This is a genomic window from Paenibacillus sp. JNUCC32, from assembly GCF_014863545.1.
Taxonomy (GTDB): domain Bacteria; phylum Bacillota; class Bacilli; order Paenibacillales; family Paenibacillaceae; genus Paenibacillus_AQ; species Paenibacillus_AQ lautus_A.
On sequence record NZ_CP062260.1, the window covers coordinates 3,572,905 to 3,597,354 of the forward strand.

The following is a 24,450-nucleotide window of genomic DNA, read 5'->3' on the forward strand; positions in this document are numbered from 1 at the left end:
CGGGATCAGGATGCAACATCTCTCACTTAATACGCTCGATGACCGCGCCGAGTTCCCGGATGATCTCGGTTACCGTAGCGCCCCATATTTGGTCCTGTTCGCCTTCGTTGCGAATCAGCCAATTGGATTGCGCTCCTCGTAACAGCTCGATTCCCTGAATCCGGCAGTTGAGATCCGGACAATAATATGCCGTGAAGGTGGCATATCTCTCCGGATGAATGACGCAATCAGCCAAGTCATTAACGACCGATTCCGGATAGCCTTGAGCAAGCAGGTGCTTCCGAGGCTCCTGCTCCCCTTGCTCGGCGTTCATCCATTGCTGGAACCAGCCCTTAGGCAAGGCCAGTGAGCCTGTATCGCGATTTTTTCGGTCCTCCAGCTGCAGGTAACCGATGATCTTCAGCCAAGCCTCCGAAGGGGTTCCGAGCTCTTCCAGCACATAAAGCCTTTCACCGCCTGGACCGATTTCGATATCCGCCTTCACGACAAGGCCGGAACTGTAATAAATGAAGCACTCCTTCGACGTTTCCTCCGAACCGGCCACCCTCATATGAATCGTTAACAAGGTCCGGCTGCATACTTCTATGTATTCCAGGAGCTCCTGCACAAGAACCGGCTCGTTATCGGCCGTTTGAATCAAACCCTTCTCCAGCAGTTCCTGCTCAATCTTGGCTACTTCAACAGGCATCTCTTCCGTGAGCGTTCCGCGAAAAGGGTCCTCCAACCCGATGACAGCCCGCGCACCGACAATGCCGGTTAATACAAAGAATTGCTTGCCGGTCAGTTGGATCCTGGACGGAATTTCCAAAGATCTCTCCTCCTTACGGTCAGTCCCGCCTATTTTGTGTTTGTTTTCGAAGTTATCATTACTATTATAGGTGAGACGTATCCTTCCCCTCTACCAAATCCTGGCCCTAAATTTATAGGAACATATACCCAAATCAGACGGCTCCCAAACCACCAAGCGGCAAAATATAAAAAAACATTCCCGGGCTTTGGCAATCACCTCTGGAATGTTTGAGCGGTTATGTTGGATTAAGCGGCTCATCCTTCCGGATAATGCCGTGATATAGAATCGTCATCAGTTGTTCGCTGACCGCATTCAGGCTGCCCAGACCATGGTACCATTCCGTTCGCGCCGTAAATTCATTGATAAAAGTCAAAAACGCGACCAGTACCTGCGGGGAAATGTCTTTGCGGATCTGTCCGAGCTGCTGGCCTTTAAAAATCAGCATTTCGAATTCCGGGACAACGTATTTCTGATTGAACTGAAGCAGCTTGTCCATCTGTTCCGGAAACTTGGCCAGATCCGACACAAATTGCTGCGAGACGAGCCCCGAAAACTTCTCCTGATCCCTGTAGAACACGGTTAAGGCCTCCAGCGGATCTTTGGCCTGCTCCATGATCCCGCGATAGATCGCCATCATCTCCTCGACCATGCGATCCACCACATGATCCAGTAAGCCCTCTTTGCTCTGATAATAGTTATAAATCGTCATCTTGGAAACGGGGACAGCTTCGGCAATCTGCTCCATGCTGGTTCTCACAATCCCATGCTCCAGAAACAACCGCTTTCCGGCCTCAAGCACCGCTTCTTTTTTTGCGTTCATCGGTAGATTAGATCCCTTCTATTCGGCTTCAGGATGTCTATGGCTAAATCAGCCGCTTACAGTCCTAATGTAACGATCCGTCCTTCGACTGTCAACCCGCGGCCGATATTACGTTATCTTGTTTCAGGGAACCAAAAAAAGCCGCCTCTGTGTCAGTTCACAGAGACGGCGGCCTGAGGATGAAGAATATCTATACGCCAAAGGAGGTTGGATTCGATCTCCAGGATTGTAGGAGCTCCACGTCCTCTGCTTGAATCCGGTTCTCCGATAACGCTACATCAATGAGTGCACCGTAATTGGACAGGCTCTGCAGCGGAATTCCCGCTTCGGCGAAGGCTTGTACCGCTTTATCCAACTGATAGCTGAATATGGCGAGCACCGCGAGCGGCTCTGCTCCTGCGTCCTTGACCGCTTGCGCCGCCTTCAGGGAGCTGCCGCCCGTGGAGATCAGATCCTCGATGACAACGACCTTCTGGCCGGGCTTGATCAAACCTTCGATCAGGTTTTCCTTGCCGTGGCCTTTGGCTTTGTCCCGAATATAGGACATCGGCAGGTTCATCTTCTGGGATACGAAGGCCGCGTGCGGGATCCCTGCGGTGGCCGTTCCGGCAATGGCCTCGGCTTCCGGATACTGCTCCCGAATGACGGCCGCGAACGATTCAGCAATGTAATCGCGAATGTCGGGATAGGACATGGTCAGGCGATTGTCGCAGTAGATCGGTGACTTGATGCCCGACGTCCATGTAAACGGCTGATGAGGTCTTAGGGAAACGGCCTCGATCTTAAGCAAATAAGATGCGATCTGATGCGGAATATTCGCGATGTTACTCATGCTTGAATCATCTCCTCAATAATCTGTTCTGCAGCTTGTCTCGGGTTATGGGACTCGGTGATCGGGCGGCCGACAACCAGGTAATGACTTCCCTTGCGGATCGCTTCCCCAGGTGTAAGCACCCGCGCTTGGTCACCGATATCCGCACCGGCAGGGCGGATACCCGGAATGACGGTTTTGAAATCCTTGCCGCAGGCGGATCGAATGGCTTCCACTTCCAGGGAGGATGCCACGACGCCGTGAAGTCCCGACTGCCGGGCCAACTCAGCATAACGCACGACGGTATCCTCCACCTGGCCGGGAATGCCGATTTCGTTATTCATGACATCCTGATTCGTGCTGGTCAACTGCGTTACCGCAATGATCGTAGGCATGGCAAGACCCGGGGTGTCCGCCACTGCGGCTTCCGCCCCGGCTTTTGCCGCCTGCATCATGAGCGCGCCGCCGCCGGCATGGACATTAAACATGTCCACGCCCAGCCGCGTTACGCTGTGCGAGCCGCCTTTGACCGTATTCGGAATATCATGCATCTTCACATCCAGGAACACGGAATAGCCTTTCGCTTTCAATTCTTTCACAAAGTCAGGACCGGCCGCATAGAACAGCTGCATGCCGACCTTCATATAACACGGGATGCCCTCCAGCTGACGTACCAATGCTTGTGCACGCTCGGCATCCGGGTAATCCAGGGCCACCATCAGGCGGCCCGCCATTTCATTGTAGCTGGCGTTCATCTTTACCCCTCCTTCTCGATTTTAAACCGGCATCGCTTCAGAGGAGAAGTTGATGGTCTCCAGCATCGTCAGAAGCTCGCGAACCGTATCGAGCGAGGTCATGCATACAACGCCATTCTCTACCGCTTCACGGCGGATTCGGAATCCGTCGCGCTGCGGCGTTTTGCCTTTGGTCAATGTGTTGAAGACAAAGTTCGCTTCGCCTGTGCGGATCATATCGAGAATGTTCGGCGTGCCTTCGGACAGCTTGTTGATGGTCGTCACGTCAAGACCCGCTTCTTTGAGCGCTGCCGCCGTACCGCCGGTTGCGATGATTTTATATCCCAGCTTATGGAAGCCCTTCAGCAGCGCAGCCGCTTCGGCTTTGTCTTTATCCGCTATGGTGGCGATGATCGCGCCCGTTGAAGGAATCTTCATGCCTGCACCGATGAGGCCTTTGTACAGTGCCTTGGCATACTTCACGTCGCGGCCCATAACCTCGCCGGTCGATTTCATTTCAGGTCCGAGGGTCGGCTCCACGCGGCGAAGCTTCGCGAAGGAGAAGACCGGCACTTTAACCGATACATGCTCGCTTTCCGGCCACATGCCTTCCTCGTATCCGAGATCCTTCAGCTTGCCGCCCATAATGGCCTGCGTAGCCAGGTTCGCCATCGGAATGCCCGTCACCTTGCTCAGGAACGGCACCGTCCGGGAAGAACGCGGATTCACTTCGATTACGTACACTTCGTTTTTATAGATGACGAACTGGATGTTGACAAGTCCGCGTGTATTAAGCTCTTTGGCAATCTTGATCGTAATTTCGACAATCTTGTCCTTCAGGTCCTGGGACAAGTATTGTGGCGGATATACCGCAATCGAGTCGCCGGAGTGAACCCCTGCGCGCTCTACATGCTCCATAATGCCCGGAATCAGCACAGTCTCGCCATCGCAGATCGCGTCAACCTCCACTTCTTTGCCCAGCATGTAACGGTCGATCAGAACCGGGTGATCCGGGTTGATCTTAACCGCCTCTTTCATGTAGCTCAGAAGCTCGCTGTCGGAGTATACAATCTCCATGGCGCGTCCACCCAGTACATACGAAGGTCTTACGAGCACGGGGTAGCCCAGCGATTGTGCCGTTTCTACGGCATCATCGACCGACGTTACGGTTTTACCTTTCGGTTGGGCGATCTCCAATCGGGACAGAAGCGCTTCGAATTTCTTGCGGTCCTCGGCTTCGTCAATGCTCTCCAGGCTTGTGCCCAGAATCTTCACACCCGCTTTGCTGAGCGGCTCCGCGAGGTTGATCGCCGTCTGCCCGCCGAACTGCACGATGACGCCGATCGGCTTCTCCTGCTCGATGACATTCATGACATCTTCGAAGAACAGAGGTTCGAAGTAGAGACGGTCCGACGTATTAAAGTCGGTGGATACGGTCTCCGGGTTGTTGTTGATGATAACCGCTTCATATCCCGCCTTCTGGATGGCCCATACGGCATGCACCGTGGAGTAGTCGAATTCGATCCCTTGACCGATCCGGATCGGACCGGAGCCGAGCACGATGACTTTCTCCTTCGCGGATTCGATGACTTCATTCTCCGTTTCGTAGGTGGAGTAGTAGTACGGCGTCGTTGCTTCAAACTCCGCTGCGCAGGTATCCACCATTTTGTAAACCGGACGCAATCCGTGCTCGCGGCGGAGGAATCCGATCGACTCCTCGGTCGTGTGCGTGCTGGCCTTGCCTTCTGCGCGGAGCTCGGCGATGGCACGATCCGTAAAGCCGAGACGCTTCGCTTCGTACAGCGTTTCGTAAGTCAGCGACGCTTCGCTGCGAATATGGTCTTCATACTTGATCAGGCGTTCGATTTTGTCCAGGAACCACCAGTCGATCTTCGTCAGGTCCTGAATCTGCTGCAGATCATAGCCCCGGCGGAACGCTTCCGCGATCAGGAACATCCGCTCATCGTCCGCTTTGATCAGGCGCTGCTGGAGCACTTCATCGCTCAGCTCGTTCGCGCCTTTCAGGTATAGACGGTGCACGCCGATTTCCAGGGAGCGGACCGCTTTATGGATCGATTCTTCGAAGGTGCGGCCGATTGCCATCACTTCGCCGGTTGCCTTCATCTGGGTGCCCAGCTTCCGGTTGGCATGGATGAACTTGTCGAACGGCCAGCGCGGAATTTTGCTGACGATGTAATCCAGCGTAGGCTCGAAGCAAGCATACGTCTGGCCCGTTACCGGGTTAACGATCTCGTCCAGGGTGTAACCCATCGCGATTTTTGCTGCCATCTTCGCGATCGGGTAGCCCGTTGCTTTGGAAGCCAGCGCGGATGAGCGGCTGACCCGTGGGTTTACCTCGATGACGTAATATTGATAGCTGTTCGGATCCAGCGCGAACTGCACGTTGCATCCGCCTTCGATGTTCAGGGCGCGGATGATTTTCAGCGATGCGGATCTGAGCATTTGATATTCGCGGTCAGACAGCGTTTGGCTTGGCGCCACGACGATGCTGTCGCCGGTATGAACGCCGACCGGATCGAAGTTCTCCATGTTACATACCACGATGCAGTTATCGTTGGCGTCGCGCATAACCTCGTACTCGACTTCTTTCATTCCCGCAATGCTCTTCTCGATCAGGCACTGCGTGATCGGGCTGTAGCGCAGTCCGGAGCTAACCGTTTCGCGCAGCTCCTCTTCGGTTGCGCAAATGCCGCCGCCGGTGCCGCCAAGCGTGTAGGCCGGACGCACGATCACCGGATAACCGATCTCATTCGCGAACTCAAGCGCCTCTTCCAGGGTCGTTACGATCGTGCTCTCCGGCACGGGCTGATCCAATTCGCGCATCAGCTCGCGGAACAAGTCGCGGTCTTCGGCTTTTTCGATCGATTCCAGCTGCGTTCCGAGCAGTTTGACGTTTTCCTGCTCCAGAATTCCGGCGCGGGCAAGCTCAACCGCCATGTTCAGTCCCGTTTGTCCTCCAAGCGTCGGGAGCAGTCCGTCCGGACGCTCTTGACGGATGATCTGGGTAACGAAGTCCAGCGTGATCGGCTCGATATACACTTTATCCGCCATGTTGGTGTCGGTCATGATGGTCGCCGGGTTACTGTTGATCAGCACGACCTCCATGCCTTCTTCTTTCAGTGCCTGGCAGGCTTGGGTTCCAGCGTAGTCGAATTCCGCTGCTTGCCCGATGACGATCGGACCGGAGCCGATGACGAGAATTTTTTTCAATGTATCATGTTTAGGCATATTATTGAGCTCCTTTCACGGCTGCGGCCAGAACCGCCTGGCGCGGTTTCCGGATTTCATTCTGTTTATGGTCTCTTATCATTTCAAGGAATTGATCGAACAGATAGCTGCTGTCGTGCGGACCAGGGGCAGCTTCAGGATGGTATTGCACCGAGAAGGCCGGGAATTTCGAGTGCTTCAAGCCTTCGATCGTTTTATCGTTGTTGTTGATATGCGTAACTTCCAGATCCGTCCCTTTGACGGATTCTTCGTTTACGGTGTATCCGTGGTTTTGGGAAGTGATGTAGCAGCGTCCGCTGGCAAGCTCTTTTACCGGATGGTTTCCGCCGCGGTGTCCGAATTTCAGCTTCTCGGTGTCCGCGCCCGCAGCCAGCGCAAACAATTGGTGGCCAAGGCAGATGCCGAAGATCGGATATTCGCCGAGCAGTTCTTTGACCATGTTGACGGCGTAAGGCACGTCTTTCGGGTCCCCAGGGCCGTTGGACAACTGAATGCCGTCCGGATGAAGTCTGCGGATTTCATCGGCCGTCGTGTCATGCGGAACGACCATGACGTCACACCCGCGGGACGTCAATTCGCGCAGAATCCCGCTTTTTGCACCGAAGTCGACCAGAACGATCCGTTCCTTTGAACCTGGACTCGTAAACATTTGCGGCGTTGAGGTTTTTGCCACCTGGTTGCGGAGTTCAGCGATCGTCGTATCCCCGAGCATCTCCTTAAGCTCTTCCACCGGTTTGTTGGAAGTGGTTAGAATGCCCTTCATCGTACCGTAATGACGGATGATACGGGTTAACATCCGCGTATCGATCTCGCTGATCCCCGGAATTCCGTATTCCTTCAACAGGCTGTCAACGCTGTATTCTGCACGCCAGTTGCTGGGAACAGGCTCATGACGACGAACGACGAATCCGTGAACGAACGGCCGAATGGATTCAAAGTCATCCCGCGTGATGCCGTAGTTGCCGATCAAAGGGTACGTCATGGTTACGATCTGTCCGCAGTAGGACGGGTCGCTCAGCACCTCTTGATATCCTGTAATCCCTGTATTGAAAACAACCTCTCCGGTCATTTCAGCATCCGCGCCGAAGGATTTTCCGCTGAACAGCGTTCCGTCCTCCAGTAACAATCTTGCCTGCATCCCGATCACTCCTGTCATCTATGTGTAATTTATTTTATAAGTCTTTTGCCTATTTGTTACTTAGAATCCGTTTTGTTCGGACCATTTCACTTCGCCGTCCACCCAAGTCATCACGGGCCAGCCTTTCAGCTTCCAGCCTGTAAATGGCGTGTTCCGGCCTTTTGTTGCGAACTCTTCCGGGTTCACTTCTTTCTCCGCTTCGAGATCGATCATGGTCAGGTCCGCTGCTTTACCGGCTTCCAGCACACCCGTTGCAAGACCGAATACTCTTGCCGGATCGCTTGTCATCCGTTTTACGAGCAGGGCGAGATCCCATTTTCCTGTGGCGACAAACTTGGTGTAGAGCAGCGGGAACGCCGTTTCGAATCCCACGATGCCGAAGGGAGCCAGCTCCATGCCTTTTGCTTTCTCTTCCGCGCTATGCGGTGCATGATCCGTTACGATCATATCAAGCGTTCCATCCAGCAGACCTTCTATACAAGCCTCCACATCACGCGGTGTGCGCAGCGGCGGGTTCATCTTCCAGTTTGCATCAAGGCCGGGAATGTCTTCGTCGGAGAGAACCAGATGATGCGGGCATACCTCGGCCGTTACCGAGATGCCGATCGCTTTTGCCTGGCGGATCAATCTTACGGACTGCTCCGTGCTCACATGGCATACATGGTAATGCACGCCGGTGGCTTCGGTCAGCAGAATGTCGCGCCCGACATGGATCGCTTCCGACTCGTTCGGTATTCCTTTCAGGCCGTGCTGCTGAGCGAATTTGCCCTCGGTCACGCAAGCTCCTTTTACCAGCGAGTCATCCTCGCAGTGCGCAATGACCGGCATGCCCAGCGCTTTCGCTTTATTCATGGCATCTTTCATCATCTGTGCGTTCTGCACACCGACGCCGTCGTCCGTAAATCCGATCGCACCCGCGGCCTTCAAGGCCTCAAAGTCCGTCAGTTCGCGGCCCAGCTCGTTCTTCGTAATGGCTGCATATGGCAGCACCTTCGCAAGATTCGCCTCGCTGGCCTTATCCAGCACGAGCTTCACCGTTTCCGGCGTATCGGTCACCGGTCTTGTGTTCGGCATGCAGGCGATGGTGGTGAAACCGCCTTTGACTGCCGAGCGGCTGCCGCTCTCGATGGTTTCCTTGTGCTCATAACCCGGCTCTCTCAAGTGCACATGCATATCGATGAATCCCGGCGTGACCAGCTTGCCCTCGGCATCGATGATCTGAACGTGATCGCCCGGTTCCGGCAAGGCTGCGATATCGCTCGCAACCGACTGAATCAATCCGTCTGCAATGACGATATGTTTATCTTCGAGCTGTCCTTGTTCATTGATCACTTTGGCATTCTTTATCACTTGCATTTGCATCTTGGTTCCCCTCCGCAGCAGAAGCACCGTTCGCTTCTTTGTATATTGTATAATAAAAATTCATGTTTGTGTATATTTATTAATATTTATTCATTCTGTAAACCGTATTCCGCATGTTCGAATCAGACCATCGCCCGTTCCATGACCGCCATGCGAATGGGCACTCCGTTCGCCATCTGCTTGAATATCATCGATCTCGGGCTTTCCACGACCGCGTCGTCGATTTCAACGTTGCGGTTCACCGGTGCCGGATGCATAATCATGGTGTGCCCCGACAGCTTGGCCGCCCGCTCTTCCGTCAAGCCGTACTGCTCCCGGTACTCCGCGCTGGATTTGAACACCCCTTCGTTATGGCGTTCCAGCTGTACTCTCAGCATCATCACCACATCGGCCTTGAGCGCCTTTTCCATCGATACGTAAGGCGCATACTGAGCCAGCTCCGGAGCCTGCATCGTTTCCGGCGCGCAGAACTGCACATGGGCTCCGAACTTCTGCAGGGCCCACAGATCCGAACGAGCAACCCGGCTGTGCTTGATGTCCCCGATGATGGACACCGTTAATCCCTTAAGCTCGCCGAAGCTTTTCTTCATCGTGTATAGATCAAGCAGCGCCTGCGTGGGATGCTCATTGTTGCCGTCGCCCGCATTGACCAGCGGAATCGAGATCCGCTCCGCCAGCTCCTGCAGCACGTTGGCTGGCTTCAGCCGGATGACGCCCGCGTCGATTCCCATGGATTCCAGCGTTCTGACGGTATCGTAGATCGACTCGCCTTTCTCGACGCTGGATGCTGCCGCCGCAAAGTTCATGACCTCGGCACCGAGTCTTTTCTCAGCCATTTCAAACGAGAATCTCGTTCTGGTGCTGTTCTCGAAGAACATATTAACCGCAAATTTCGATTGAAGTACCGGCACCACTTTCTCGGACTGCGCTTCCCAATATGCTGCCCGATTCAGGATGGATCCGATTTCGTCTCTGCTAATATCCTTCAAACCTAAGAGGCTGCGTTCTTTCAATGAAATGGCTGTTGTCATGATTATCGTTCCTCTCTTTGGCTAATGGTCACTTCGTCCTTGCCGTCGATTTCGGTTAATGCCACCGTAATTTCCTCTTGTTTGGAGGTAGGAACGTTCTTTCCGATATAATCCGGCCGGATCGGCAGCTCGCGATGCCCCCGGTCTGCCAAAACCGCAAGCTGTATCATTCTAGGCCGTCCGCAGTCCATCAGGGCGTCCATTGCTGCCCGAATCGTCCGGCCGGTGTACAGCACGTCATCAAACAAAATAACCTTCTTGTCATGGATGTTCAGGTGCGCTAGGCTGTGCTTCGCTCCCTCACCCCGTTCCGCAGCGGCTCCATTGCTGTCCCGGTCATCGCGGTAAGAGGTCACGTCGATCTCTCCCCAAGGAATCGGAGTACCTTCGATCTCGTTCATTCGCTCCGCGATTCTCTGGGCCAGAAACACCCCGCGCGTGCGAATCCCGACCAATACGCAATCCTCGATCCCTTTATTTTTTTCCAATATTTCATGGGCAATTCTCGTTAGCGCGCGGCGGATGGCCGTCTCGTCCATAATCACATGCTGTTCGTTGCTCATCCTCTTGTCCTCCTTCTAAACGTTTGATTAGCCCTTTATCGTTCCTGACGATCCGTGGATTCATTCCACACAAAAAAACTCCTTGCCCGGCTGGACAAGGAGTTGATCTCATAGAGATGGTGTGGAAAGCGCAGCATCTATCCGCAGACAGAGCCATGCCTCCTGTTAATGAACCTCGGTTCACGTTACCTTGCCAGCCTCACGGGACTGATTTAAAGGTGCTATTCGATTGATCCCATTATGACAGACCCTACAAGAGATGTCAACAGCAATCATGTCGAACGTTGTCGCGTTCCAAGCATGTTCATAGCCTTGAATTAAAACTCGAATTCCACATCGCTGAGTCTTCTGCGAATTTCGGAAATGACGCGTTTCTCTTCCTCCTCGCCGTCGGCAATGAAGGTAACGGAGAAACGAACGAAGTGTCCTGCATCATCCCAAGGAACGGTGGAGATCAATTTCTCGCGAATCAGGTACTGGGAGAAGTCTTCCCCGGATTCAAAACGGCGTCCGCCTTTGACGCCTTTCGGAGCCTCCACATACAGGAAGAAGGAGCCTTTGGGCTTCTCCGCCGTAAAACCGAGTCCGTTCAGCACGTCGACCAGCATGTTGTGGCGGCGGGAATACTTCTCGGCGATCTTCTCCGTAATTTCCGGATGATCCAGACCGTAAGCGGCAGCCTTTTGGATGGCGATGAATTGTCCGGAATCGTTGTTGTCCTTCACGTCGCCAAACGCTTTAACCACCAGCGGGTTGCCGGCGATGAAGCCAATGCGCCACCCCGTCATGTTGTAGGATTTGGACAGGGAGTGAAGCTCCACGCCGACATCCTTCGCTCCAGGAACGGACAGGAAGCTCAGCGGCTTCAAACCATCGTAAGTGAGCGCAGCATAAGGTGCGTCATGAACAACCACCACGCCATATTTGCGGGCCCACTCGACAACCTCCGCGAAAAATTCGGCCGTTGCGCTGGCCCCCGTCGGGTTGTTCGGATAGTTCAGGTAGAGCAGTTTGGCACGGCGGGCAATGTCCTCGGGGATCGAGCCGAGATCCGGCAGAAATGCATTCTCTTTTTTCAGCTCCACATTGTAGACTTCGCCGCCTAAATACTTGGTATGCGTTCCGAGCACAGGATATCCGGGAACCGTCATGATCGTGATGTCGCCCGGGTTGATGAAGCAGGACGGCAGCATGGCCAGCGCCGGCTTGGAGCCGATGGAGTGCAGCACTTCCGTGGACGCATCAATGCCTTCGACGCCGAATACATTGCTCAAATAGCGAACAGCCGCTTCCTTGAACTCCGGAATCCCGTTATCCGCATATCCGCGGTTTTCCCGCTTCGCCGCCTCTTCCGCCAGCTTTGCCACGATGCCTGCATCCGCCATCTCATCCGGCTCGCCAACACCCATATCGATCAATTCGGTATCAGGATGCTCCTGCTTCGCAGCCGCCTTTGCTCTCTTGATCTTCTCGAATTTATAAATGGCCGTATCTTTACCGTAATTAGCACCGCCAATCCGATCGGCAAAGCTCTGTTGAATGTACGTTTCCTGATATTTATCCATGCTCATGATTTGTATTCATCTCCTACTCTAGCTTTGTTACACATCCTAAATATGCAGGAAAATCACGACTGGAGCCATGCATTATATATCAGATGATTTGTACTTTTTAGGTTGAGTCGGAGCTGATACACACCATGGCCTCCCTGCACGAAGTCGGTTAAGACAGCTCCAGCCATTCCGCTAGGAGCTCGTCGCGGCTTGCTGCCAGCGACTCCCGCTCGTTCCAACGCTCTTCGAGCAGCGACATGTCCGAATTGCCGCTTATCGAGCCTTCCGTTTCAAGCCAACCGTCCAGCTGCCGGATGCGGGTCTCCAAACGGGCGATCTCCTCTTCCAGCCATTTGGATCTTTCCGCGGCAGAGCGATCAGGATGGTTGCGTTCGAATTTCTGGCCGGGCTTTTCGTTGGCTTTGGACGGCGGCGTCCCCCTTGGTAAAGAAACGGCATTCGTACCAGCTGAGAGTTCTCTTGACTGCAATGCGGCTTCAAGCTGGTCTTTCTTGGCCCGGAAATCATCATAATTTCCATGAAAGACGGTCAGCGTCCCTTGGTTCAAATCCCACACCTTGCCTGACACTTGGTTTACGAAATAACGGTCGTGGGAAATGGCAAGAACGGTCCCCTGATACCCCTGCAGCGCATCCTCCAAGGCCTCCCGGGAAGCAATATCCAGATGGTTCGTAGGTTCATCCAGGAGCAGCAGGTTCGGCTTTTGATGGATTAGGAGCGCCAGCCTCAATCGTGTCCATTCACCGCCTGACAGCTGGCCCACCGATCGGAACACGGCCGCGCCATAGAACAGATATCTTGCCAAAATCCCCCGGGCCTCTCCCTCTTCAACCCCGGCGTTCTCCCGAAAATATTGGAGCACCGTTTCCTTCGGATTTTTCGGCTCCTCCTGCTGGGCCAGATATCCCACGTCGACTCGCGCGCCCCATTCAAGGGACCCGGAGTCGGGCATAAGCTCGCCCACCAGCACTTTGAACAGCGTCGTTTTTCCGCTGCCGTTCGGACCCATCAGCGCAATTTTTTCGCCGAATTCGATAAGACCGGAAGCCCCTCCCAGCACCGCCTGATTCCCATAGCGAACCTCAACTTGTTCAAAGTATGCCACGCGGCGGCCGGAACGATCCTGAGGATGAAGCTCGAAATCGGCCTGTCTTCGATCCAGCACGGGTCGCTTGACCTTCTCCATCCGTTCCAGCGCTCGCCGCATGGAAGCTGCGCGTTTGAAGAACTTCTCATTGCCGCCAATCCGGCCGAACTCTTCAAGCTGCTTGATGGATTCCTTCATTTTCTTGATTACTTTCTGCTGCTCCTGGTATTCGGCGAACTGCTGCAGCAAACGCTCTTCCTTATCTTTCATGAACGCAGTGTAGCCACCATAGGCAGTGAAAGCTTCGCCATCTTCAAGCTCAATCGTTTTGGACACGACCCGGTCCAGAAAATATCGGTCGTGGGAGATAATGACGCAGGTACCCGGATACTCGCGTAAGAATTCCTCCAACCATTCCGTGCGTGCCAAATCCAGATGGTTGGTCGGTTCATCAAGCAGGAGCAGATCCGGCTGTACGATCAGCTGCGATGCCAGCACGACGCGGGTCTTTTCTCCGCCCGACAACGAACCAAAAGCCAGTCCGTATTCACTTTTGGGTATTTGCAGCCCGGTAGCGATTTTGTCGATGCTCGCTTCCAGCTCATAGCCGCCCTCTGTTTCAAACCGTTCCTGAAGCGCTGCATATTTCCGCAGCACTCGATCGAGCAGCTCTGCATTTCCGGCGATGTCCGGGTCACTCATTTTTTCTTCAAGCTCCGTCATTTCCGCCCGGTGATCCTTCAAGTGACGCAACCCCTGTGCCAGTACATCCAGCACCGTCCAGGTATCCATATGGCTCGGAATCTGCTCCAAATATCCGATTTTTGCCCCCTTCTTGATGGCCAGCTGCCCTTCGTTCGGCTGATCCAAACCCGCAAGCAGGCGCATCAGCGTCGACTTTCCGCTGCCGTTCCTTCCGATAAGCGCGACCTTCTCGCCTTCCTGTATTTCAAACGATATCTGGTCCAGTACCAGATGAGCACCGTGGTATTGCGTCAGTTTCTGTACATTGATCATATTCATTCTTGGTTCCTCCTGTATGCTGCGAACAATACCAAAACTCTGTTCGAGCGCATGAATTAGGGAGAAGAACCGGACTGCAAACGCAAAAAGGGCCCACAGAGCAAGCTCCGCGGACCCTTAAGAATCGTAAGCCTAAATAGGCTTAATCCGTGCAGGCAGGCAGGTGACTTCTCGCGATGGTACAAACCGTATCATTAAAATTGGACAGACCTCTCCCGTTGTAGGGAAATGCATGAACAATGCCAGCCATAGCTATAGGCAGCTGGCTAATACGGTTGTTAACCATCTCGATATTCATCCTGCTCACCTCCTTCATCAAAGTTATCGCCACTATAACATATTCCTGGATGAAATGGCAAGGAAAATAGCCCCACAACGTGGAGCCTATGCTTCGATGCTTGCTCCGAGTACTTTGCGGGACCCATGCTTATACATGCGAAAAGGGACCGCTAGCGGCCCCTTAAAATCGTCAACAGCTCATTCATATCGCTCGGCATCGGTGCCGAAAACTCCTTATAATCCCCGGTCGAAGGATGGACAAAACCCAATACGGCCGCATGAAGCGCTTGTCCGTTCAATTTGATCCCCTTGCTCTTGCCGTAAACGGGATCCCCTACGAGAGGATGCCCGATATATTTCATGTGCACGCGAATTTGATGGGTACGACCCGTCTCCAGCTTCAGCTCGAGGAGACTGTAATCTCCGAACCGTTCCACCACGGTAAAATGCGTAACCGCATGTTTGCTGTTCCGGTCCGTGACGGTATACAGTTTGCGATCCTGGGCGTCCCGGCCGATCGGTGCGTCAATGGTTCCCTGATCATGGCTGATATTGCCGTGCACCAACGCCAAATAACGGCGGTTCACGCTGTGCTCCTTCAACTGGGCGGCCAGCGAAGCATGGGCTTTATCATTCTTCGCGGCCATGATCAGGCCCGTAGTATCCTTATCGATCCGATGGACGATGCCGGGGCGAAGCTCTCCATTGATTCCCGACAAATCCTTGCAGTGAAACATCAATGCATTCACTAGCGTGCCGGACGAATGTCCCGGAGCCGGATGGACGACCATTCCTCTCGGCTTGTTTACGACAATCACGTCCCCGTCTTCAAACGCGATCTCAAGCGGAATGTCCTCGGGAATGATCTCGACGGCCGATGGCTCGGGAACCTTCAGCACGATGCGGTCACCCTGACTCACTTTGTAATTCGACTTGATTGGGCCATCGTTCACGCTCACATGTCCGTCCGCAATCCATAACTGCACTTGGGAACGCGACACATCTTCCCCAAGATTTTCCGTTATGTATTTATCGATACGGGTTTTGGCAGCGTCGGCATCCACCGTCCATTCGATGGCTTCCGTTTCCTGACCGTTCTCATCTGTCCAATCCGTATCTGTATCCTTACCGTCTTGCACCATCATTCAGTCCCTTCTGTGCCTGAAACTTCACTTGTTGTCTGCATCTTCTCGCGTCTTCCTTCCAGAAGCGTGTCCAATATGATCAATCCCACGCCGATCACGATGCAAGAATCGGCAATATTGAAGATCGGGAAGGTGTAGCTGCCAAAATTAAACTGCAGGAAATCGACGACCTCTCCCATTATCAATCGATCGATGAAGTTTCCGAGTGCCCCTCCAAGTACAAGCGCAAGCGCGGTCGGCAGCAGCTTGCGTCCTTCTTTTGATACCTTCCGCAGGTACCAGACGATTCCGCCCACAACGATTATTGTCACAATGATGAAGAACCATAACTGGTCCTGGAGTATGCCGAACGCGGCTCCCCGGTTCCGGCTGGACGTGATCAGGAAGAAATCCCCGATGACCGGTATCTGTTCATAAAGCTCGAGCTTGGTAGCAATCAAGTACTTGGTTCCCTGATCGATAAGAAATAAAACAAATGCAATCAAATAATATACCACTTGTTTATGTCACTCCGTTCTTGTCTTCTCCAATCAGGCGAACATCTTCGCTGATCGGTCCGTAACTCGTCTTATTGTAGCACAGCGGCTCAGAAACCGTCCATTCCTGTCCAGCGGCGAGAACATTTTCCGTCAGTAAAACCTTATCGATGGGTGCACTCTATACCTATGAACCAAGAAGGTCAACTTCGGGACCATGAAAGGAGCCTGACATGTCGCATCTCACTCAGGAGCAACTTCATAATTTGCAACAAAAGCTGATGGATCGAAAGGTTGAACTTGAACGGCGCATGGTCAATAACGACCAACACGGGCTGGGAGAATCGGAGCGAGATATGACCGGCGAGCTGTCCCATATTGATAATCACCCTGGCGATGTGGGAACCGAAGTGTTTGAAAGAGGAAAAGACCTCGCGCTTCAGGACAGGGTGGATCAGGAGCTGCAGCGGGTTATTTTTTCGCTGGAAGCCATTCATCATGGCCGTTACGGCGTGTGCCTTACCTGCGGCCAGCCCATTCCGTACGAGCGGTTGGAGGTTATCCCGGATACGCAATATTGCGTAGAACATACGCCTCGGGAGCGCGTGTCCCGCGACCGTCCGGTCGAGGAGGACGTTCTAGCTCCCGCTTTCGGAAAATCCAGTATGGATGAGCACGAATATGCTGCATTTGACGGCGAGGACGCCTGGCAGATCGTTGAGAGCTGGGGGAACTCCAATTCCCCGGCTTTGGCGGAAGGAAACGAAATGGACAGCTATAACGAAATGGATATCGAGAATGGCGACGATCAAGGCGGGTTCGTGGAGGTGTACGAAAACTTCGTTGCCACCAATATCGATGGCTCGGAAGTGTTTATCGTACGCAGTCCCCAATATGTCGATTACCTAAACCGGGGCGAAGGAAGCTATCTCCTTGACCCCAATGGCGACCCGGATGATGAATCATTCAGCTGATTAAGCGTCTTACCTGGCAGCATATGACTTGCAGCGGCTGCCGGGCATTACATAATCCATTACGTCAGTTCAAGCTGCCGCTGGACAATCCGGACAATATCCGCGATGTAATCGCCGATAATAGGCAAATTCAGCGCGCCAAGGGCCTGAAGGGCATATATGATGGTTGCCGCAAAAAAAGTAAACCCGATCGCGATTCCCACGCCGCGTGCCGACCCGGCCAGCAGATTGGTCCATATCAATTTCCAGGGGCGGTTCAACAGCTGGGTGTATTCCGCGATCCGGGCCTTCTCCAGCTGCTGCGCGATGTCCGTGGTCATGCGGTGTATGGCGCCCAATTGGTCCCGCTCTGCTTCCACAAGCGATTTATTCTTTTCGGTTGATAACGCATTTTCCGGCTTCTCTGCCATATTCACCGCCCCCTTGCCACTATACTAGGCAGACTCTGGAAAAAACAGATCAGGATCCGCTTTCTTCCTGCTTGAAACCATACATAACATGCATGAGAATTCGCTGATTATTATGCATCTGTTGGAAGCATCTCATTCGCACGGAGTCCTCCGAACAAAGCCGGTGCTTATTGGGGACAGCAAAAAACCACCGCCATGAAATGGCGGTGGTTTAATAATATCAACGATTCTCAGGCGATATGGATGCCAATGGTTTTGCCGCCAAGCTCAACCCGCTCCATGCCTTCGCTTTGTCCGTATTGCAAATCGTTAACCAGTACGTTTTCTCGCAGCACATCTTCAAATGCCGTGATCGCAGCTTGAAGCTCATCATCCGTATCGAGAGTCAAGTTCACCCGCTTCTCGATCGGGAGGTCCAGCTTCTTGCGCGTATCCTGCACGGCACGCACCACTTCGCGAACCCAGCCTTCCTGCTCCAGCTCCGGCGTGATATCCGTATTGAGCGCAACGGTTAACCCGTAACCCGAAGCGGATGCAAAGCCTTCCTTCGCCTTCTTCTCTACCAGCAGCTCTTCGGACGTGATCTGCAATTCTTCGCCTTCCGGTGAAGTTACGTTCACGCCGCCCGATTGGACCACCTTGCGGGTCTCGTCACTGCTCATTCCCTTTAGGAAACCTTGCAGGAAGCCGATATTTTTACCGTATTTCTTGCCTGCGACCTTCAGGTTCATTTTCAGCGTGAAATCAACGAATCCGCTGTCGCTGGTCTCCACCTCAATCGCTTTGACGTTGATCTCTTCCTTGATGATGTCTTCATACCCCGCGAGATCGAACTCGCGATCCATGGATACGATGAGGTTGGACAGCGGCTGACGCGTCTTGATTCCTGTCTCGTTGCGGACGTTCCGCGCAAGCTCTACGATCTGTCTTGCCGTCTCCATGTCCTGCTCGAGCGCTTTGTCGATCAACGCTTCGTCGGCTTGCGGGAAGTCGGCCAGATGCACGCTCTCGCCGCCGCCCAGGTTGACGAAGATATCTTCGGACAGCATCGGCGTGAATGGTGCCATCAGCTTGGATAGCGTCAACAGCACGTGCGTAAGCGTCCCGTAAGCGGCCAGCTTATCTTCACCGAGTCCGCTGCCCCAGAAACGATCGCGCGAACGACGGATATACCAGTTGCTCAGCTCATCCACATAAGCTTCGATCGCCTTGGCCGCGTTAAGGAAATCATTGACGGCCAATCCCTTGTCAACCACTTGAATCAAGCTGTTCAAGCGGGAGAGAATCCAGCGGTCCAGCTTGTGGTCCGATCCCTTGAAGTCATGCTCCTTCGGATCATAGCCGTCGATGCCGGCATACAATGTCAGGAACGCATGGGTGTTCACCAGCGTGTCCACAACCTTGGATTTGGCTTCGCCGACGATTCCTTTCGAGAAACGTTTGCTGTTCCATGGCGCACTGTCGGCGAGCAGGGCCCAACGGAACGCATCCGTGCCGTACTCCTCGATGATTTCCCAAGGATCGATGACGTTGCCCTTGGATTTGGACATCTTCTGTCCGTTCTCATCGAGAATATGGCCCGTGGCCATGACCGCTTTATAAGGCGCTTTACCGGTGAAGAGGGTCGATACGGCCAGCAAGCTGTAGAACCATCCGCGCGTCTGGTCGATCCCTTCGCAGATCATATCGGCAGGATACTGCTGTTCGAACTTCTCCTTGTCCTCGAATGGATAATGGTATTGCGCATACGGCATCGACCCGCTGTCAAACCATACGTCGATAACTTCCGAGGTTCGCTCCATTACGCCGCCTTCACAATGCGGGCATTTCACTTTCACTTCATCCACATAAGGCTTGTGCAGCTCCAGATCCTCCGCTACCTCGCCTACGGCGTTGGCCCGAAGCTCCGCAATGCTGTGCGGCGAGAACTGCCCTTCGCAAGAATCGCAGACCCATACGTTAAGCGGCGTTCCCCAGTAACGGTTCCGGCTGATATTCCAGTCGACCAGGTCTTCAAGGAATTTGCCGAAGCGTCCCTCGCGTACATGGCCCGGATACCAGGTCACCTCGTTGTTGTTGGCGATCAGCTGATCCTTAACCGCCGTCGTTTCGATAAACCAGCTCTCCATCGCATAATAGAGCAGCGGGGATTTACAGCGCCAGCAGAATGGGTAACTGTGCTCGTATTTCTCCTTGCTGTACAGAAGTCCTTTTTCGGACAATGCCTTCACGATGTCCAGATCGCAATCCTTGACGAAGCGTCCGGCAAAATCCGTCACTTCATCGGTATAACGGCCGTGGCCGTTCACGACGCTCACGAAGCTGATGCCATTCTCGCGGCATACGCGGTAGTCGTCTTCGCCGTGCGCAGGAGCCATGTGCACAATCCCCGTACCGCTTGCATCGGTAACAAAGGATGCGCCGACAACGATGTTCGATTTTTCCGCTTTTACATAAGGGAACGGAGGGTCGTAAGTCTTGCCGACCAGCTCGGAGCCTTTCAGCGTCGATAGAACGGTAAAGTCGCCTTTCATGACATCCTCTACCAAATTTTTAGCCACGATATAGATGCCGTCCTCCTGCTCGACGCGCGCGTAATCCATATCCGGATTCACGGCGAGCGCCACGTGGGATGGCAGCGTCCAAGGCGTCGTCGTCCATGCCAGCACATACTCTCCGCTGTCATGCAGCTTAAACTTCGCCGTTGCGCTCAGGTCTTTAACATCCTCATACCCCTGTGCCACTTCGTGGGAGCTCAGTGTCGTCTGACAGCAAGGGCAGTACGGGCTTACGCGGTGGCCGCGGTACAGAAGGCCCTTGTCATGAATCGTCGCCAAAATGTTCCATACGCTCTCGATGTAGTTGTTCTCAAGCGTGATGTACGGATGATCCAGATCGGTCCAATACGCAATCGCTTCGGTCAGCTCGCGCCATTTATGCTCATATTCAAATACGCTGGCTTTACACTTTTTGATAAAAGCCTCCACGCCATAATTCTCGATTTCCTGCTTGCCGGAGATGCCCAGCTGCTTCTCTACGCCCAGCTCAACCGGAAGCCCGTGCGTATCCCAGCCCGCTTTACGAACGACATGATAGCCCTTCATCGTCTGGTAGCGGCCTACAAAATCCTTGATGACGCGGCCGAGCACGTGACCGATATGAGGCGCGCCGTTCGCGGTCGGCGGACCTTCGTAAAATACATAATTCGGCTTGCCGGCCCGCAGCTCGATTGATTTCTTGAACGTGTTCTCCTCGTTCCATTTGTTCAAGATGCGCAGCTCTCTTACCCGCGCCTTCTCCTTGACGTCTACTCTGTTCATGCAGATCTTCCTTTCGCCCTTTTTCGAGGTTGTTCAAAAAGTCCGATTTTGATAAGAAAACCTCTATCGAGGCCACTTCAAAGATGAGCGACCGCGATGCATAGGTAGGTTTTCTTGCGATATAGAATTTCATCAGTTCCACTGATAACTCATAAATTCTATATCTAACACGAAGTGAATCAAGAAGCAATTCGGCATCGAATCTTGAATTCAGCCGGGCCTAAGCAGATGCTTTCGAAGTATGTTTCCTGCGGAAACATTTCAGGTGCTCACGTACAAACTACGTACGCTCCGCTCCTCACTCCCTAGCTTCATCCAACTGAAGCGTTTTGAAAAAACGCACAGCGGAAGCATAGGCTTCGGTGCTGAAAACCGATCTTTTTGAACTCGCCCTTTTTCGTAAATGTTCTGTGAACATAAAAAAGGCCCCGTCCCCCAAGGGACGAGAACCTGTTCTCGCGTTACCACCCTAATTTCGCCCGGCCGACTTCTAATGGAAGCCTGCTCAAACGACACCTCAATGTCCATGCCTGTTCGTAAGGCAAGGTCCGATATAACGTTCGGCAGACGGCTTAGCTTACGCACGCGGTCACAGCGCTTCAGCTTCACTTCTCCGGGATGATCTTCTGCTAGGCCTGAACGCCGGGCTTTCAGCAACTGCCGGCTCTCTGGGGGACAGATCCTTCGCGTACTATTCCCATCAACGAATTACGGTATGAATCAACAATATGTTATTAGTTATAGACGACTTCGCGGAAAAAGTCAACCGGATACCCGCCTAGTATACCTCTTTCGGCTCCAGACTCGGTTCGCGGTTCTCCAGCGTCTCCCAGCCTTCCTGCTTCAGAAGCTCCAGCTGAGCCTCTACCAAGGAGCGGAAACGGGTGCGGTAGATGGAGGCCTGCTTCTTCAGCTCTTCAACCTCCAGCGCGATTTTGCGGGATTTCCCGAGCGCATCGTTAATGATCCGGTCCGCATTCTTCTCGGATTCCTTAATGATCAGCTGAGCTTCCTTCTTCGCGTTGTTCTTCAGCTCATCCGCCGCCTCCTGGGCGACAATGATGGTCTTCGATAAGGTTTCCTCAATATTCGAAAAATGATCCAGTCTTTCTTGCATCGCCATCAGCTGGTTGCCTAATTCTTTATTCTCCCGGATCACACTTTCATAATCCTTAATAATCTGATCCAAAAACTCGTTGACCTCGTCCTCATCATAACCGCGAATTCGACGGGCGAATTCCTTGTTATGTATATCAAGCGGTGTCAATGGCATGGTGTGCACCTCCTAAATATATGGGCCTTACAGGACGGTCCGTCCGCTGTGTTAGCCAAACCACCCGTCCGTGAAGACAATAGCGGTCATTTACGATTTATCGGCAAATCCATTGTCATTTTGAATGTTCCCTGTATGGTTTCGACAAAAAAACGGCAATTCCTTCAAAGGTCAAGCATATTTCCCAACCTTGATACGGTACCGCCCTTTTTTCGTCAGGCCGCCCGTCTCCAGTACTTTAAAACGTCCAAATCCTTGGATGGAGACGACATCGCCTTCTTTTAAATTCGTGGAGGGATCCTCTTCCACTTTCCAGTTGACGCGGCACCGGCCGGCCTTGATCGGCACGACGATTTTTGTGCGGCTGATTCGGTAGGCATCGCTGGCGATTCCGTCCAGTCTCATGGAAGATACCGTAATGTCCATCGCCTCGAAATTCGTGCGGGCCACCTGAAGCTTGTCCAGCGGCAGCAGATCCGTCATGACATGCACCCGGTGGACCTGGCTGAGATTCAGATGCAGGAAGGCGCTGATATCGTCGGCAACGACCGCATGGCAGCCGTCCGCAAGTACATGGATATCACCGATCTTGGATCTCTTAATGCCCAGACCCAGTATCGACCCCATATAATCGCCATGCTCCAGCTCCAGAAACTTCTGATCTCCGGAAGAGATGCTGAGCACCTTCATCTTCAGATCCTCGCCTTCAAGCGCCCGGTAATCCGGAGCAATCATCGCCCGCACGCGTTCGGCATCAGCATGTCCGCCATCAAACACGGCATGCACGTCCGGATGACGATTCACGAGCGATTCCAGAATGAACCGCTGCCTGGGATCCAGGAAATCCGTCAGCTTGGTTTCATGATATTGTCCGGCATTGACCACCCATTCCCAAGCCCGGTCCACAAATTCCCGTTCGTCCTTGTGAAAATGATCGTAGATGTCCAGTTTCATCATTCATTCACCTGCTAGAGGAAATATCCGAGAATGGCGTATACGCCGCGCTGTGCCAGCTGCAGCACGAACAGCGCGATAATCGGGGAAATATCGATCATGCCCATAATCGGCGGAATGAACCGGCGGAAAGGCGCCAAGTATGGCTCTACCAGCTTGCCAAGCAGCTCTCCGACAAAGCTTTCCCTCACATTCGGAAGCCATGACATTAAGACGTAGACCAAGATCATGTAAAAATAAATTTGGAACAGCGTTCCAACGATACTGTAAATTTCGTAGGTCAAAGCCTAAATCACCTCATTCTGTTATATTCATGCTCGTCTGCTAGAATCTCCGAGATCGAACCTTGGATCTCAACGGTATCCGGCGTGCATAGGAAGATGTTCCCGCCCACCTTCGAGATTCCGCCGCTAAGCGCATAAACGGTTCCGCTAAGAAAATCGATAATGCGCAGCGCCTGATCATTCCTCACGCGCTGAAGGTTGACCACAACCGTTCGGAATGACCGCAGATGATCTGCAATCTCCTGTGCTTCATCATATGAACGAGGCTCGACTAATACAACCTTAACGTTCTTCTGCGAATGAATGCTAACGATATTGCCGCTCTTTTGGTTTTTCCGATGATCAAACGGCGTTGCCTCCACCGGCTCTTCCTGCGAGGCCAGAACCTCGCGTTCCACAACTTCTTCTTCCTCTTGCAGTCCCAAGAAATTCATAAACCGGTTCATCACGCCCATCGTCAATCCTCCTCTTTCCCTACTAAAATTGAGCCGAGACGCACCCAGGTCGCCCCTTCCTCTATGGCAACTTCAAAGTCATTGGACATGCCCATGGACAATTCGGTCAATGGCTCCGCCGTAAGCGCCTGCTCGTTCAGCTCATCTCTTAGTTGTCTTAAACCACGAAATACAGGACGCGTCTGCTCCGCCGACGATTCGTATGGAGCCATGGTCATGAGTCCGGTTACCTTTACGTGCGAAAGACTGTTGATTTCCTTCAAAAACTCGGCTGCTTGCTCGGGAGGCAAGCCGTACTTGGATTCCTCACCCGAGATATTGACCTGCATCAAGGCGGATACCTGCAGATTCAGCGCAGCCGCCCGCTTCTCCAGCTCATGGGCCAAAGACAAGCGGTCGAGCGAATGAATATATTGAAATTTATCAATGACATCCCGGACCTTATTGGTCTGAAGATGGCCGATGAAATGCCATGTGCCGCGGTTGCCGAGTGCATTCCACTTCGCCTGGGCATCCTGCCAGCGGTTCTCGCCGATATGCAAAAGTCCGTGATCCAGTACCGAAGCCGTCATATCCAAGGAGACATATTTCGTGACCGCAATCATATTCACATCATTCCGGTCCCTGCCGCTTCTTGCGCAAGCCTCCGTTATTCGCTGTTCCACTTGATCGATACGTTCCTTCAAACTCAAGGGACG

Annotated in this window: 22 protein-coding genes; 1 reads left to right on the forward strand and 21 read right to left on the reverse strand. The window is 53.2% G+C overall.

Going from position 1 to position 24,450, the window contains the following annotated elements:
• Positions 1-22: 22 nt before the first annotated feature.
• The 14 genes from JNUCC32_RS16125 to lspA all read right to left on the reverse strand — a co-directional run bounded on the left by JNUCC32_RS16125 (position 23) and on the right by lspA (position 16,103).
• Entirely contained in the window at positions 23-808 is a 786-nt protein-coding gene (locus JNUCC32_RS16125; RefSeq protein WP_192569203.1) for a hypothetical protein, read from the reverse strand.
• Between the two features lie 217 nt (positions 809-1,025).
• Complete coding sequence (locus JNUCC32_RS16130) at positions 1,026-1,610, reverse strand: TetR/AcrR family transcriptional regulator (protein ID WP_192569204.1); 585 nt, start codon at positions 1,608-1,610, stop codon at positions 1,026-1,028.
• 190 nt (positions 1,611-1,800) lie between these two features.
• Positions 1,801-2,442: an orotate phosphoribosyltransferase gene (pyrE, locus tag JNUCC32_RS16135; protein ID WP_192569205.1), complete on the reverse strand. Its 642-nt coding sequence runs from the start codon at positions 2,440-2,442 to the stop codon at positions 1,801-1,803.
• Positions 2,439-3,176, reverse strand: a complete 738-nt coding sequence (gene pyrF / locus JNUCC32_RS16140; RefSeq protein WP_009589605.1) for an orotidine-5'-phosphate decarboxylase — start codon at positions 3,174-3,176, stop codon at positions 2,439-2,441. Before pyrF ends, pyrE begins: the two co-directional genes overlap by 4 nt.
• 21 nt (positions 3,177-3,197) lie before the next feature.
• Positions 3,198-6,404 carry a carbamoyl-phosphate synthase large subunit gene (carB, locus tag JNUCC32_RS16145; protein WP_096773087.1) on the reverse strand — a complete coding sequence of 1,069 codons (3,207 nt, stop codon included), beginning with the start codon at positions 6,402-6,404 and terminating at the stop codon, positions 3,198-3,200.
• A gap of 1 nt (position 6,405) precedes the next feature.
• Positions 6,406-7,542 carry a glutamine-hydrolyzing carbamoyl-phosphate synthase small subunit gene (gene carA / locus JNUCC32_RS16150; RefSeq protein ID WP_009589632.1) on the reverse strand — a complete coding sequence of 379 codons (1,137 nt, stop codon included), beginning with the start codon at positions 7,540-7,542 and terminating at the stop codon, positions 6,406-6,408.
• A 60-nt stretch (positions 7,543-7,602) separates the two neighbouring features.
• A complete protein-coding gene (locus JNUCC32_RS16155) occupies positions 7,603-8,904 on the reverse strand; it encodes a dihydroorotase (RefSeq protein WP_009589657.1) in 1,302 nt (433 codons plus the stop codon).
• Positions 8,905-9,026: 122 nt separating this feature from the next.
• Complete coding sequence (locus tag JNUCC32_RS16160; RefSeq protein WP_323373763.1) at positions 9,027-9,938, reverse strand: aspartate carbamoyltransferase catalytic subunit; 912 nt, start codon at positions 9,936-9,938, stop codon at positions 9,027-9,029.
• Positions 9,938-10,498 (reverse strand): bifunctional pyr operon transcriptional regulator/uracil phosphoribosyltransferase PyrR, encoded by a 561-nt coding sequence (gene pyrR, locus JNUCC32_RS16165; protein ID WP_096773084.1) that lies wholly within the window; start codon positions 10,496-10,498, stop codon positions 9,938-9,940. The genes JNUCC32_RS16160 and pyrR overlap by 1 nt, the downstream gene beginning before the upstream one ends.
• Before the next feature lie 317 nt (positions 10,499-10,815).
• A complete protein-coding gene (locus JNUCC32_RS16170) occupies positions 10,816-12,069 on the reverse strand; it encodes an LL-diaminopimelate aminotransferase (RefSeq protein WP_015734252.1) in 1,254 nt (417 codons plus the stop codon).
• 151 nt (positions 12,070-12,220) lie between these two features.
• Positions 12,221-14,182: a ribosomal protection-like ABC-F family protein gene (gene abc-f / locus JNUCC32_RS16175; RefSeq protein ID WP_192569207.1), complete on the reverse strand. Its 1,962-nt coding sequence runs from the start codon at positions 14,180-14,182 to the stop codon at positions 12,221-12,223.
• A 142-nt stretch (positions 14,183-14,324) separates the two neighbouring features.
• Positions 14,325-14,480 (reverse strand): hypothetical protein, encoded by a 156-nt coding sequence (locus JNUCC32_RS16180; protein ID WP_192569208.1) that lies wholly within the window; start codon positions 14,478-14,480, stop codon positions 14,325-14,327.
• 151 nt (positions 14,481-14,631) lie between these two features.
• On the reverse strand, positions 14,632-15,603 hold the full coding sequence (locus JNUCC32_RS16185) for an RluA family pseudouridine synthase (protein WP_192572680.1): 972 nt from the start codon (positions 15,601-15,603) through the stop codon (positions 14,632-14,634).
• The gene (gene lspA, locus JNUCC32_RS16190; RefSeq protein WP_096773081.1) at positions 15,603-16,103 is read right to left on the reverse strand and encodes a signal peptidase II; all 501 of its coding nucleotides are present in this window, start codon (positions 16,101-16,103) and stop codon (positions 15,603-15,605) included. The genes JNUCC32_RS16185 and lspA overlap by 1 nt, the downstream gene beginning before the upstream one ends.
• A gap of 212 nt (positions 16,104-16,315) precedes the next feature.
• Between lspA and JNUCC32_RS16195 the strand changes: the two genes are divergently transcribed.
• Positions 16,316-17,056, forward strand: a complete 741-nt coding sequence (locus tag JNUCC32_RS16195) for a TraR/DksA C4-type zinc finger protein (protein ID WP_036665987.1) — start codon at positions 16,316-16,318, stop codon at positions 17,054-17,056.
• A gap of 59 nt (positions 17,057-17,115) precedes the next feature.
• On the opposite strand, the gene JNUCC32_RS16200 is transcribed toward JNUCC32_RS16195, so the two are convergent.
• The 7 genes from JNUCC32_RS16200 to JNUCC32_RS16230 form a co-directional block, all read right to left on the reverse strand.
• The gene (locus JNUCC32_RS16200; RefSeq protein ID WP_015734246.1) at positions 17,116-17,466 is read right to left on the reverse strand and encodes a DUF5665 domain-containing protein; all 351 of its coding nucleotides are present in this window, start codon (positions 17,464-17,466) and stop codon (positions 17,116-17,118) included.
• A 230-nt stretch (positions 17,467-17,696) separates the two neighbouring features.
• Positions 17,697-20,786, reverse strand: coding sequence for an isoleucine--tRNA ligase (gene ileS, locus JNUCC32_RS16205; protein WP_192569209.1), 3,090 nt, complete (start codon positions 20,784-20,786; stop codon positions 17,697-17,699).
• A gap of 778 nt (positions 20,787-21,564) precedes the next feature.
• Positions 21,565-22,059 carry a DivIVA domain-containing protein gene (locus JNUCC32_RS16210; RefSeq protein ID WP_090913079.1) on the reverse strand — a complete coding sequence of 165 codons (495 nt, stop codon included), beginning with the start codon at positions 22,057-22,059 and terminating at the stop codon, positions 21,565-21,567.
• 171 nt (positions 22,060-22,230) lie between these two features.
• A complete protein-coding gene (locus JNUCC32_RS16215; protein WP_096773077.1) occupies positions 22,231-23,016 on the reverse strand; it encodes a YlmH family RNA-binding protein in 786 nt (261 codons plus the stop codon).
• A gap of 11 nt (positions 23,017-23,027) precedes the next feature.
• The gene (locus tag JNUCC32_RS16220) at positions 23,028-23,297 is read right to left on the reverse strand and encodes a YggT family protein (RefSeq protein ID WP_090913083.1); all 270 of its coding nucleotides are present in this window, start codon (positions 23,295-23,297) and stop codon (positions 23,028-23,030) included.
• Between the two features lie 8 nt (positions 23,298-23,305).
• Positions 23,306-23,752 (reverse strand): cell division protein SepF, encoded by a 447-nt coding sequence (locus tag JNUCC32_RS16225; protein WP_009589651.1) that lies wholly within the window; start codon positions 23,750-23,752, stop codon positions 23,306-23,308.
• Between the two features lie 2 nt (positions 23,753-23,754).
• Positions 23,755-24,444 carry a YggS family pyridoxal phosphate-dependent enzyme gene (locus JNUCC32_RS16230; RefSeq protein WP_041621955.1) on the reverse strand — a complete coding sequence of 230 codons (690 nt, stop codon included), beginning with the start codon at positions 24,442-24,444 and terminating at the stop codon, positions 23,755-23,757.
• Positions 24,445-24,450 lie beyond the last annotated feature (6 nt).